Origin of the sequence: Rhizobium hidalgonense, from assembly GCF_005862185.2 — a bacterium.
Classification (GTDB): domain Bacteria; phylum Pseudomonadota; class Alphaproteobacteria; order Rhizobiales; family Rhizobiaceae; genus Rhizobium; species Rhizobium hidalgonense.
On the sequence record NZ_CP054029.1, the window covers coordinates 29,580 to 41,607 of the forward strand.

General features: G+C 62.8%; 10 protein-coding genes. 1 reads left to right on the forward strand and 9 read right to left on the reverse strand.

Annotated elements, in window-relative coordinates; genetic code table 11:
* Positions 1-5: 5 nt before the first annotated feature.
* Complete coding sequence (locus FFM81_RS28995; protein ID WP_003564039.1) at positions 6-1,031, reverse strand: sulfate ABC transporter substrate-binding protein; 1,026 nt, start codon at positions 1,029-1,031, stop codon at positions 6-8.
* Between the two features lie 359 nt (positions 1,032-1,390).
* Here FFM81_RS28995 and FFM81_RS29000 point away from each other — a divergent pair, with 359 nt between their 5' ends.
* Complete coding sequence (locus FFM81_RS29000) at positions 1,391-2,407, forward strand: porin (RefSeq protein ID WP_025418942.1); 1,017 nt, start codon at positions 1,391-1,393, stop codon at positions 2,405-2,407.
* Between the two features lie 59 nt (positions 2,408-2,466).
* On the opposite strand, the gene FFM81_RS29005 is transcribed toward FFM81_RS29000, so the two are convergent.
* The 8 genes from FFM81_RS29005 to FFM81_RS29040 form a co-directional block, all read right to left on the reverse strand.
* On the reverse strand, positions 2,467-2,922 hold the full coding sequence (locus FFM81_RS29005) for a PTS sugar transporter subunit IIA (protein WP_025418941.1): 456 nt from the start codon (positions 2,920-2,922) through the stop codon (positions 2,467-2,469).
* Positions 2,923-2,993: 71 nt separating this feature from the next.
* The gene (locus FFM81_RS29010; RefSeq protein ID WP_097536679.1) at positions 2,994-3,686 is read right to left on the reverse strand and encodes a response regulator transcription factor; all 693 of its coding nucleotides are present in this window, start codon (positions 3,684-3,686) and stop codon (positions 2,994-2,996) included.
* Between the two features lies 1 nt (position 3,687).
* Entirely contained in the window at positions 3,688-6,390 is a 2,703-nt protein-coding gene (locus tag FFM81_RS29015) for a sensor histidine kinase (protein WP_138385897.1), read from the reverse strand.
* 191 nt (positions 6,391-6,581) lie between these two features.
* Entirely contained in the window at positions 6,582-7,151 is a 570-nt protein-coding gene (kdpC, locus tag FFM81_RS29020) for a potassium-transporting ATPase subunit KdpC (RefSeq protein WP_003564028.1), read from the reverse strand.
* A 20-nt stretch (positions 7,152-7,171) separates the two neighbouring features.
* Complete coding sequence (kdpB, locus tag FFM81_RS29025) at positions 7,172-9,232, reverse strand: potassium-transporting ATPase subunit KdpB (RefSeq protein WP_025418937.1); 2,061 nt, start codon at positions 9,230-9,232, stop codon at positions 7,172-7,174.
* Between the two features lie 65 nt (positions 9,233-9,297).
* A complete protein-coding gene (gene kdpA / locus FFM81_RS29030; RefSeq protein WP_138385898.1) occupies positions 9,298-11,001 on the reverse strand; it encodes a potassium-transporting ATPase subunit KdpA in 1,704 nt (567 codons plus the stop codon).
* 68 nt (positions 11,002-11,069) lie between these two features.
* Entirely contained in the window at positions 11,070-11,159 is a 90-nt protein-coding gene (locus tag FFM81_RS29035; RefSeq protein WP_003547774.1) for a K(+)-transporting ATPase subunit F, read from the reverse strand.
* Positions 11,160-11,465: 306 nt separating this feature from the next.
* Entirely contained in the window at positions 11,466-11,828 is a 363-nt protein-coding gene (locus FFM81_RS29040) for a copper resistance CopC family protein (protein WP_138385899.1), read from the reverse strand.
* Positions 11,829-12,028: the final 200 nt, after the last annotated feature.

The following is a 12,028-nucleotide window of genomic DNA, read 5'->3' on the forward strand; positions in this document are numbered from 1 at the left end:
GTCTATTATTGGGCCGGCTTGTAGATCTGGTCAAATACCCCGCCGTCGCCGAAGAATTTCGGCTGCGCTTCTTTCCATCCGCCGAAGTCGTCGATGGTCGCCAGCGTCAGCTTCGGGAAGCGGGCGATATCGGCCGGATCGGCGGCCTCAGGCTTGATCGGCCGGTAGTAGTGCTTGGCGGCAATCTTCTGGCCTTCGTCGGAATAGAGATAGTTGAGATAGGCTTCGGCGACCTTGCGCGTGCCCTTCTTGTCGACATTGCCATCGACGACGGCGACCGGCGGGTCGGCGCGAATGGAGAAGCTCGGCGTTACGATCTCGAACTGGTCGGGACCGAGTTCCTCGAGCGAAAGATAGGCTTCGTTTTCCCAGGCGAGCAGCACGTCACCGAGGCCGCGCTGGACGAAGGTGGTGGTGGCACCGCGCGCGCCGGTATCGAGAACCGGAACGTGCTGCAGCAGTTTCGCCACATAATCCTGCGCCTTGGCGTCGTCGCCGCCATTCGCCTGCTTGGCCCATGCCCAGGCGGCGAGGAAATTCCAGCGGGCGCCGCCCGATGTCTTCGGGTTCGGCGTGATGACCTGCACGTCGTCCTTGACCAGGTCGCCCCAATCCTTGATGCCCTTTGGGTTGCCCTTGCGGACGAGGAAGACGATCGTCGACGTATAGGGCGTCGAATTGTTCGGCAGCTTGGATTTCCAGTCGGCCGGGATCTTGCCGGTCGCCTTGGCAATTGCGTCGATATCGCCTTCGAGCGCAAGCGTGACAACGTCGGCGTCGAGGCCGTCGATGACCGAGCGGGCCTGGGCGCCGGAACCGCCATGCGATGCCTGGATCGTTACCGCTTCGCCATTGTCCTTCTGCCACTTGGCGGCAAAGGCGGCGTTGAAATCCTTGTACAATTCTCGGGTCGGATCATAGGAAACGTTGAGCAGCGTCTGATCCCCGAATGCAGGAGCAATGCTCCCGATCGCGAAGCTGCCCGCCATGACTGCGGCCGCGAGGAGCCGGGTGAGCCGTTGTGTATGCATTGGAACCCTCCTGTTTTCTGTCTTAACTCTATCAAGTCAGTCGTATAATGAAACAAAGGTTCTTCCCGTTCCGGCCTTGTCGTTAGAATGTCATTCCATTTGAGGGGTGATTTTGAAATAGGCGTGCCGAAGTTGGCCGCGGCCAATTGCTCGTCATCGCTGTCGGCCGCGGCGCCGTGCTTTTTCGGCCACAGTTCCTCCACGAAAGCGCCATGGTGGCGCTGATTTTTGCCCAGATTTTGCCGCGATGACACTTGCGGATTCCTATATCGCCACCGTGCGGTCGTCTTCTCCGACCGCTACGCGGGGGCATCCCTTGAAATGTGCCTCGCATTCCAAACCTGTTAGGGCCATTCAAAATGAATATCAGAACGATCCTTTTTGCCTCCGTTGCCGCCCTTGCCGCGGCATCCGGAGCCCGCGCTGCCGACGCCATCGTGGCGGCGGAACCCGAGCCCGTGGAATATGTTCGCGTTTGCGACGCCTACGGGACCGGCTATTTTTATATTCCGGGGACGGAAACATGCCTTTCCATCGGCGGCTATATCCGTACCGAAGTGCGCTTCGGTGACCAGATCTCCGGCGATTCCGACGTAAACTTCTGGACTCGCGGTCAGGTCACCTTCCAGACCAAGAACGACACCGAGTACGGCACGCTCACCGGCGTCATCACGCTGCGTTACAATGCCGACAATGCCTCCGATCAGGAAGCTCTGCTTGATGAAGGCTATATCGACATTGCCGGCTTCCGCGTCGGTAAGCTTTACAGCTGGTGGGATGACGACATGAGCGGCGAGACCGATACGCTCGCCAGCAACGAAACGACGCATAACTCGATCCGGTATCAGTACGAGAACGGCGCTTTCGCGGCCGGCATCTCGGTCGACGAACTGGAAGAAGACTACGCCACCAAGCCGGGCGAAGGCCCGAACAACTTCGGTGTCGCAGGCCAGGTCTCCTACAAGGCCGGCGCCGTCAGCGCTTACCTGCTTGCCGGTTATGACACCGACACCAGCGAAGTCGCTGTCCGCGGCATCGTCTATGCCGATATCGGTCCGGGCACGCTCGGCATTGCCGGCGTTTGGGCAAGCGGCGCCAACTATTACTACGAAGAGTCCGAATGGACGATCGCAGCAGAGTACGCCTTGAAGATCAACGAAAAGTGGAAGATCACCCCCGGCTTCCAGTACTTCGAAAACATCGCTCTCGAAGCTGACGGCAATGGTTTCACCGGCGGCAGCGCTTACACGACTGGCGTCACGATCGACTATCAGATCGTCGAAGACCTGCGTTCGAAGCTCAGCGTGCAATATCACGATGAGGACGAAGGCGACGACGAAGTGTTCGGCTTCCTACGCTTCCAGCGCGATTTCTAAGATCCTCTGAACCAAGACGGGAGGGCGCGGCCTTCGGGCCGCGCCCTTTATAATGTTCTTTACACCCGTGAATCGGCGATGAAATCGGAATAGAATTCGTCGACCGTTTTTGCCTTGCGCATGGCGGCAAGCGTGCCGTCCGATTGCAGCCGCCGGGCGATGGCCGACAGCACGTTGAGATATTCGCCGCGATTGTTTTCCCCGAAGAGCAGCACGAAAGCGATGTCGGTCGGTATATCGTCGATCGCCTCGAAATCCAGCGGCTGGGCGAAGCGCAGGAGTAGGCCACGCGGACTGCTCATGCCGTCGATCGCCGCGTGTGGAATGGCAATGCCGTTGCCGATGCCGGTGGAGCCGAGCTTCTCACGCTCTTCAAGCGCTTTCAGAATGGTCTGGCCGTCGGCGGAGAAAGCTTTGGCGGCCTTGTCCGCTATACCCTGCAGCGCGCGCCATTTCGTCGGCGCCGACACGCCGATGAAAGTGTGTTCCGGCCGGATGATGTTGGGAAGGTTCATGTCATTCTCAATGCTGTTGGGCTCAATGCTGTTGGGCTCGATACTGTACGGGCAGCGGGAGGGAAGGGCGGTCAGTCCGCTTCCCTGAGCCGGTAGCCGACGCCGGTCTCTGTGGTGATATAGTGCGGCTGGTCGGGAATCTGCTCGACCTTTTGCCGCAGCTGCCTGACGTAGACGCGCAGATACTGCACATCCGCTGCCGGCCCCCAAACCTGCTTCAAAAGAAACTGGTGTGTCAGCACCTTGCCGGCGTGCTGGGCGAGCACACGCAGGATGTCGTATTCCTTCGGCGATAATTTAATGTCTCGACCGTCGACCTTGACGATGCGCTTGACGAGATCGATCGACAGTCCGCCGGTCTGGAAGATCGCCTTTTCGCCCTGCTGCTGCAGGCGGTGGCGAAGCGCCACGCGGATGCGGGCGCCGAGTTCGTTGACGCCGAAGGGTTTGGTGACATAGTCGTCGGCGCCGCCTTCCAGCGCCTTGACGATGCCGGCCTCGTCGGTACGGCTGGACAGGATGACGATGGGCAGGGAAAGCCCTTGGTCGCGCCACTCCTCAAGCAAGTCATGGCCTGAGGTATCGGGCAGGCCGAGATCGAGCACGATGAGATCGGGCATGGCCTCAGTGACCGACTGGCGGGCGCCGGCGGCGTTCGGCGCCTCCTGCACCTCGTAGCCCTGCGCGCTCAGGCCGACGCGGAGCAGCTTGCGGATCGGCGGTTCGTCGTCGACGACGAGGATTTTGACGGCTGAACCGGTCATCTCAATCATCCAGTTTCGGAATGTCGTTGGGTTTCGGCAGGCGGATGGTGAAGACGGCGCCGGGGCGGCCCGTGCGGTTGCCGGCCGCGATCGTGCCGCCCATTGCCTCGGTGAAGCCGCGGCAGATGGAAAGGCCGAGGCCGGTGCCGGCGCGCACCTGATCGCCCTTGCGCACCCGGTAGAAGGTGTCGAAGACGCGGGTAAGGTCGGCCGGCGGGATGCCCGGGCCTTCGTCCAAGACCTGCAGGACGATGTGGTCGGCATCGGCCCAGGCCTCGATGTGGACCACCGAGCCCTCGGGCGCGTATTTCGCGGCATTGTCGAAGAGGTTGAAGATCACCTGCTCGAACAGCACCGGATCGACGCGCACCATCGGCAGGTCGGCGGGAATGCGCATCTCCGTCCTGTGGTGTTCGAGGATCTTGGCGGCGCGGCGCAGTGCGCTGCCGACGATGTCGCCGGCATAATGCAGCGCAGAATTCGGCTCCATCGCGCCGGATTCGATCTTGGTCATGTCGAGCAGGTTGGCGATGAAGCGGTTGAGGCGCTCGGATTCGTCGACGACGGTTGAAAGCAGGTCGATGCGATCCTCCTCCGGCATGGCGGCGAAATAGTCGCGTAGCGTGCCGGCGGCGCCGAGGATGGCGGCAAGCGGCGTCTTCAGGTCGTGCGAGATCGACGTCAGCAGGGCCGAACGCAGCCGGTCGGCTTCGGCCGCAAGCCTTGCCCGGTCGACATCGGCGACGAGCTGGATGCGTTCGATGGCAAGGGCCGCCTGGTCGGCCAGCGCATCGAGCAGCCGCTGCTGTTCGGGCGTCAGCAGCGGCCCGTCGCGGCGATCACTGTCGAGGCCGATGACGCCGACGGCGGTGCGTCCGGTTCTGAGCGGCACGTAGAGGCGCTTGGCGCCGGGCAGCGTATCGGCGCCGCGGCCGGCGGCGTGATTGTGCTCCCAGGCCCAGCGGGCAGCGGCGATATCGGCATCGTCGAGCGTGTCGTCGGGCGGATAGCCGGCCTTGACGGCGATGCTGCCGTCTTCCGGCAGCAGTAGAACGACGCGGACCTTCAGCATCGAGGCGAGCTGGAAGGCGGTTGCCCAGAGCACGTCGTCGAGCGTGCCGGTGCCGGCGAGTTTCTTGGAGAAGAGATAGAGATCCTCGGTCGTGCGCGCCCGCTGCCGGGCCGCGGCGGCCTGGCGCTGCACGGTCGCGGTCAGATTGCTGGCGATGATGGCGACACCGAGGAAGAAGAAAAAGGCAAGCACGCTTTCCGGATCGCTGATCGTCAGCGTGTAGCGCGGCGGCAGGAAGAAGAAGTTGAAGGACAGCGCGCCGAGGATGCAGCTGTAAAGCGCCGGCCGCAGGCCGTGCAGGACGGCGGAGGTCAGCACCGCCATCAGGAAGACGAGGGCGAGGTTGCGCACGTCGAGCACCTGGTCGAGCACGATACTGACGCCGAGCGCGATGGCGACATAACCGGTTGCCAGCAGATAGGCTCTGAAATCCAGCTGCGGCGGCGTGGCGGCCGCCTTGATGCCGCGCGCGGTGGTGCCGTCCTTCTCCGTACCGGAGATGACATGGACGCTGATCTCGCCGGTCTTGCGGATCAGCTCGTCGGTAATCGAGCGGCTCCACCAGTCGCGCCAGCTCCGCTTTTTCGGGGCGCCGATGACGATATGGGTGACGTTATTGGCGCTGGCATGGCGGACGAGCTCTTCGGCCACCTCGCGGCCGGGAATGGTCAGCGCCTCACCGCCGAGCTGCTCGGCAAGCCGCAGCGTGGCGGCAATGGTATCGCGTTCGGTTTCCGTCAGATTGATCGAACGGTTGGTCTCGATATAGACGGCGGCCCAGGGCGCGCGCAGGCGCGAGGCCATGCGGGCGGCATAGCGCACCAGCGACGCCGAGCGCGGGTGATGGTCGACCGAGACGAGGACGCGTTCGCCCGCCGCCCAGGGACCCGAGATGGCATGGGCCTGCATATGGGTGAGCAACTGGTCGTCGACGCGCTGGGCGGTCTTGCGCAGCGCCAGCTCCCTGAGCGCCGTCAGGTTGCCCGGCGTGAAATAGTTGGTCAGCGCCCGCTCGGCGGTGCGCGGCATGTAGACCTTGCCGTCATGCAGGCGCTTGATCAGATCGTCCGGCGTCAGGTCGATGATCTCGACGTCGTCGGCAAGGTCGATGATCGAGTCCGGTACCGTCTCGCGCACCCGGATGCGGGTAATCTGCGAGACGACGTCGTTGAGGCTCTCGACATGCTGGATGTTCAGCGTCGAATAGACGTCGATGCCGCGATCGAGCAATTCCTTGACGTCGAGATAGCGCTTCGGATGGCGGCTGCCCTCGGCATTAGTGTGGGCGAGTTCGTCGACCAGCACCAGGTCGGGCCGGCGGGCGAGGATGCCGTCGAGGTCCATTTCCTCGAGCGGCCGGCCCTTGTAGTCGATTTCGACGCGGGGAATGATCTCGAAGCCGGCAAGCAGCGCCTCGGTCTCCTTGCGGCCATGGGTCTCGACGACGCCGATGACGACATCGAGACCGTCGGCGATCTTGGCGCGGCCGGAGATCAGCATCTCGTATGTCTTGCCAACGCCGGGGGCGGCTCCGAGAAAAATCTTCAGACGGCCGCGCGTTTCGGCCCGGGCCTTTTCGAGAAGCGCATCGGGCGAGGGCCTGCCGGCCTGGTCGCGGTTGTCGTCTGGCATGCGTGTGGTCTTTCTGCGAATGGCTACTGAGAATGCGTTACGTCCGCCCCACCCTCCGTCATGCTCGGCCTTGAGCCGAGCATCCACACGGCACCCACCGGTAGCTGTGGCATGGATCCTCGCGTCAAGCCCGAGGATGACGGCGAGTGGGATTGGCCTTGTCGCCAAAACCCACATTGAACCCGCCAAATTCACTCAGTCATAGAAGCATCAAGGCTCTGATTCAACGCCAGAACATTGACGGTCGGCTCGCCCAATATGCCGAGTTCGCGGTCGTGAACCGCGCCGTCGACCAGCGCCTTGACCTTGGCCTCATCCACACCTCGTGTCTTGGCGACGCGCGGCACCTGGAAATAGGCGGCTTCGGGCGAAATTTGCGGATCGAGGCCGCTGCCAGACGCGGTGACGAGGTCGGCCGGCACCTCCGCGTTCGGGTTTGCCGCCCTGGCGGCATCGTAATCACCCTTGACGCGGTCGATCAGCTTCTGGCTGGTCGGGCCGAGGTTGGAGCCGCTGGAGGCGGCGGCATTGTAGCCGTCGCCGGCAGCCGAGGGGCGGCCGTGGAAATATTTGTCTGTGGTGAAGGCCTGGCCGATCAGCGTCGAGCCGATCACCTGGCCATTCTTCTCGATCAGGCTGCCACTCGCCTGGTTGGGAAAGAGCGCCTGGGCAGCACCCGTCATGGCGAGCGGATAAAGAAGGCCGGTGATTGCAGTGGTGGCGACGATCATGACGATCGCCGGGCGAAATTCTCTAAACATTGCTCTTGCTCCTTGCGTATTCAGGCGAGGCCGAGGGCTGCGACGGTCATGTCGATCGCCTTGATGCCGATGAAGGGGACGATGATGCCGCCGAGGCCGTAAATCAGCAGGTTGCGCGACAGAAGCGCGCCGGCGCCGATCGGCCGGTAGCGCACGCCCTTCAGCGACAGCGGGATCAGCGCGATGATGATCAGCGCGTTGAAGATGATCGCCGAGAGAATGGCGCTTTGCGGCGTCGACAGCCCCATGACGTTGAGCACGCCGAGCTGCGGGTAGAAGGTCAGGAACATCGCCGGGATGATGGCGAAATATTTGGCGATGTCGTTGGCGATCGAAAAGGTCGTCAGCGCGCCACGTGTCATCAACAACTGCTTGCCGATCTCGACGATCTCGATCAGCTTCGTCGGGTCGCTATCGAGGTCGACCATGTTGCCGGCCTCGCGGGCGGCGACCGTGCCGGTGTTCATGGCGACGCCGACATCGGCCTGGGCCAGCGCCGGCGCATCGTTGGTGCCATCGCCGCACATGGCGACGAGCTTGCCCTTGGACTGTTCCTCGCGCATCAGCGCCAGCTTCATCTCCGGCGTCGCCTGGGCGAGGAAATCGTCGACGCCGGCTTCGGCGGCGATGGCGGCTGCCGTCAGCGGATTGTCGCCCGTGATCATCACCGTGCGGATGCCCATGCGGCGCAGCTCGGTGAAGCGCTCGCGGATGCCGCCCTTGACGATATCCTTCAGCTGGATGACGCCGAGCAGCCTGCCGTCGCGGGCGACCGCCAGCGGTGTGCCGCCTGATTTGGCGACCTCGTCCGATATCGACTGCAACTCGCGCACGACCTCGCTGCCGTTTTTCGAGGATGCGTCGCCGTTGACATAGGCGAGCACCGCATCGACCGCACCCTTGCGGATCGAGGCGCCTTCGAGATCGACGCCGCTCATGCGGGTCTGGGCGGCAAAGGGCACGAAAGTCGCTCGGAGGCTCGCCATGTCGCGGCCGCGGATCGCATATTTCTGCTTGGCGAGCACAACGATGGAGCGTCCCTCAGGCGTTTCGTCGGCCAGCGAGGCGAGCTGGGCGGCATCGGCGAGATCTTGTTCGGAAATGCCGCGCACCGGCCGGAAGCTCGTCGCCTGGCGATTGCCGAGGGTGATCGTGCCCGTCTTGTCGAGCAGCAGCGTGTCGACGTCGCCGGCGGCTTCGACGGCGCGGCCGGACATGGCGAGCACGTTGAAGCGAACGAGGCGGTCCATGCCGGCAATGCCGATCGCCGACAGCAGCGCACCGATCGTCGTCGGGATCAGCGTGACGAAGAGGGCAACCAGCACGATGATCGGGATCGAACCGCCGGCATAACTGGCAAAACTCGGGATCGTCGCGGTGGCGAGCACGAAGATCAGCGTCATGCCGGCGAGCAGGATGTTGAGCGCGATCTCGTTCGGCGTCTTCTGGCGTTCGGCGCCTTCGACGAGCGAGATCATCCGGTCGAGGAAGGTGGAACCGGCCGCCGCCGTGATGCGCACCCGGATCCAGTCGGACAGCACCTGCGTACCGCCGGTGACCGCCGAGCGGTCGCCGCCGGATTCGCGGATGACCGGGGCGGATTCACCGGTGATTGCCGCTTCGTTGACCGAGGCCACCCCTTCGATGACCTCGCCGTCCGAGGGAATGATATCGCCGGCCTCGACGAACACGATGTCACCGACCTTGAGGCTGGTGCCCGGCACCATGCGGTAGTCGCGGCCATTGTGGGCGGTCAGCAGTTTGGCCTGAGTTTCGGTGCGCGCCCTGCGCAGCGAATCGGCCTGCGCCTTGCCGCGGCCTTCGGCGACGGCTTCGGCGAAATTGGCAAAGAGCACGGTGAACCAGAGCCAGAGATTGATCTGGAAGGAAAAGCCGAGATCGCCGTTGCCGACCACGAGATCGCGCAGGAAGAGCACGGTGGTCAGCACCGAGACCGTAGCGACCACGAACATGACCGGGTTTCTGGCAAGGGCGCGCGGATCGAGCTTCTTGAAGGCGGCGCCGACGGCCGGAAGGAGGATGCGACTATCGATGATACTCGCGGATTTTGCCTGGCTCATAAGAGACTCCAGCTTTGAAACGAGGATGGCGGAGGAAACTTGTGACGGAGCGTCAAGGCGTCGCCTCAGAAGGTCTGGCCGGCGATCATGACCAGGTGCTCGACGATGGGGCCGAGCGCCAGGGCCGGAAAGAAGGTCAGGCCGCCGACGATCAGGATCGTGCCGACGAGCAGGCCGACGAAGAGCGGCCCGTCGGTCGGGAAGGTGCCCGCCGAGGCCGGAACCGCTTTCTTGGCAATCAGCGAGCCGGCGATGGCAAGGGCAGGGATGATCACCAGGAAGCGGCCCATCAGCATGCCGATGCCGAGCGTCACGTTGTACCAGGGCGTATTGCCGGTCAGGCCGCCGAAAGCCGAGCCGTTATTGGCCGCAGCCGAGGTATAGGCATAGAGGATTTCGGAGAAGCCGTGCGGGCCGGCGGTGCTGACCGAAGCGACGGCGCGCGGAAGGACGCTTGCGATTGCGGTAAAGACCAGCATGGCGAGCGGCAGGCAGAGGATGGCGAGAACGGCCATCTTCATCTCTTTCGCCTCGATCTTCTTGCCGAGATATTCCGGGGTGCGGCCGACCATCAGACCGGCAACGAAGACGGCGACGATGATGAACAGCAGGATGCCGTAGAAACCCGCGCCGACACCGCCGACGATGATTTCGCCGAGCTGCATGTTGATCAGCGGGATCAGGCCGCCAAGCGCGGTGAACGAGCCGTGCATCGCGTTGACCGCGCCGCAGGAGGCCGCCGTGGTGATGACCGCAAACAGCGAGGACAGGGCGACGCCGAAGCGGACTTCCTTGCCTTCCATATTGCCGCCGCCAAGGCCGAAGGCATGCATCAGCGGGCTGCCGGCGGCCTCCGCCCAGTAGGTGACGATGACACCGGCAAGAAACAGGACGCCCATCGTCGCGAGGATCGCCCAGCCCTGGCGCTGGTTGCCGACCATGCGGCCGAAGACGTTGGTCAAAGCCGCGCCGATCGCGGAGATCGAGACCATCTGGATGAGATTGGAGATCGCATCGGGGTTTTCGAACGGATGGGCGGAATTGGCGTTGAAGAAGCCGCCGCCATTGGTGCCGAGCATCTTGATCGCCAGCTGCGAGGCGACGGGGCCGACCGCAATCGTCTGCTTGGCGCCTTCCAGCGTCGTGGCATCGACATAGGGTCCGAGCGTCTGCGGTACGCCGAGATAGACGAAGACCAGCGTCAGCACGATGCAGATCGGCAGCAGGATGTAGAGTGTGCCGCGGATCATATCGACCCAGAAATTGCCGATCGCCTTGCCGGATGCGCGCGCGAAGGCACGGATGAAGGCGACGGCGATGGCCATGCCGGTGGCGGCCGAGAGGAAGTTCTGCACCGTGAAGCCGGCCATCTGGGAGAGATACGACATGGTGCTTTCGCCGCCGTAATTCTGCCAGTTGGTATTTGTGGGAAAGCTGACGGCGGTATTAAAGGCAAGCTCCGGCGGGACGGCGGCCATGCCGGCCGGATTATAGGGCAGGATATCCTGCAGCCGAAGGAGCGCGTAGAGGACGAGAACGCCGAGCAGGTTGAACATCAACATGGCGAAGGCATAGGAGGTCCAATGCTGATCCTCGCCTTCGCTAGTGCCGGCAATGGCATAAAGTCCGCGTTCGATCGGAACGAGGACCGGTGAGAGGAAAGTGCGCTCGCCGCTATAGACACGCGTCATGTAACCGCCGAGCGGCTTGACGAGCGCGAGGACGATCCCGCAGTAAAGCAGGATCTGAAGCCATCCGTTGAGGGTCATTGGGGTAACTTTCAATAGCCGGCTGCTTCCGGGTCGCGCCTGCGCGACCTCGGAAGCGCCAGTTCTTTTCAGAAGCGTTCTGGACGCAGCAGAGCGTAGGTGAGGTAGACGGTAAGAAACACGGTCACGGCACCGCTCAGGACATAGTCGAGGGTCATCGTCGTTTCCTTGTCAAAGCCTGTCGCAGACGCGGGTGTAGGCAAAGCACAGCGCGAAGAATATGATCGCCGTGCCGAGTAGGATGATATCCATCATGATCGACTCCGGTTGTTTTCTGGGAGTCAGACAAGACAAAGGGCGCGCACCCTGCCTGGGTGTCGTCATTCATGCTTTCTGGCGTGGAGATGATCTTGTCGATCTCTCGGAGGTCAATATGGAGCCGAAGCGCATAAAGGTTCGAGACGGCCGGAACCGCATCAATATAAAAATCTTATAAATGCTTTTATGCCGCCGAAGCGCGAAGGCTAGGGATCGACCCGGAACTGGTACTGACCTTCGGCGCTACGGCCGTCCATCGAGTGCACGCGCCAGTCGAGCGTATAGAGGCCTGGCGGCATTGAGGGATCGAGTGGGATCTTGAACACGGATCCTTCATCGCCGGAGAGAAATGGCTTGCCTGTGGGAAGCGCCGTCCCTTCAGCATCCAGCAGGATGGCCGTCGAGCGGGCAAGATCGACAGGCCCGGGGAAGGTGAGTTCGAGATTGGCCGGCACCAGCTTTTCTGCCTGCTGCTGCGGCGGGAGCGATGCCAGTTCGAGGGCCGCAGACGCCTCGTTTGCCGCGATGAGAAGGGATGCGAACAGGCAGAACGACACGATCGACTTCATGATGGTCTTCCTTATCTCGCCGATCCGCATGGTACCCGGTGCCGTCATGCTTCCGTAACGCCATGCCGGCGCATCCAGAGCAATTCCAGGAAAAGTGTGAAGCGGTTTTCCGTCCGGAATTGCGTAAAAACAAAACTTAGAGCGGTTCAGCGCTTCCGTGAAAACCTGAACCGCTCTAATAACGCTGCCGAGGGTGATTT

Bases quoted from the DNA above. Each gene is read 5' to 3' on its own strand.
- FFM81_RS28995 (WP_003564039.1), bottom strand. From the start codon at position 1,031: ATGCATACACAACGGCTCACCCGGCTCCTCGCGGCCGCAGTCATGGCG.
- FFM81_RS29000 (WP_025418942.1), top strand. From the start codon at position 1,391: ATGAATATCAGAACGATCCTTTTTGCCTCCGTTGCCGCCCTTGCCGCG.
- FFM81_RS29005 (WP_025418941.1), bottom strand. From the start codon at position 2,922: ATGAACCTTCCCAACATCATCCGGCCGGAACACACTTTCATCGGCGTG.
- FFM81_RS29010 (WP_097536679.1), bottom strand. From the start codon at position 3,686: ATGACCGGTTCAGCCGTCAAAATCCTCGTCGTCGACGACGAACCGCCG.
- FFM81_RS29015 (WP_138385897.1), bottom strand. From the start codon at position 6,390: ATGCCAGACGACAACCGCGACCAGGCCGGCAGGCCCTCGCCCGATGCG.
- kdpC (WP_003564028.1), bottom strand. From the start codon at position 7,151: ATGTTTAGAGAATTTCGCCCGGCGATCGTCATGATCGTCGCCACCACT.
- kdpB (WP_025418937.1), bottom strand. From the start codon at position 9,232: ATGAGCCAGGCAAAATCCGCGAGTATCATCGATAGTCGCATCCTCCTT.
- kdpA (WP_138385898.1), bottom strand. From the start codon at position 11,001: ATGACCCTCAACGGATGGCTTCAGATCCTGCTTTACTGCGGGATCGTC.
- FFM81_RS29035 (WP_003547774.1), bottom strand. From the start codon at position 11,159: ATGACCCTCGACTATGTCCTGAGCGGTGCCGTGACCGTGTTTCTTACC.
- FFM81_RS29040 (WP_138385899.1), bottom strand. From the start codon at position 11,828: ATGAAGTCGATCGTGTCGTTCTGCCTGTTCGCATCCCTTCTCATCGCG.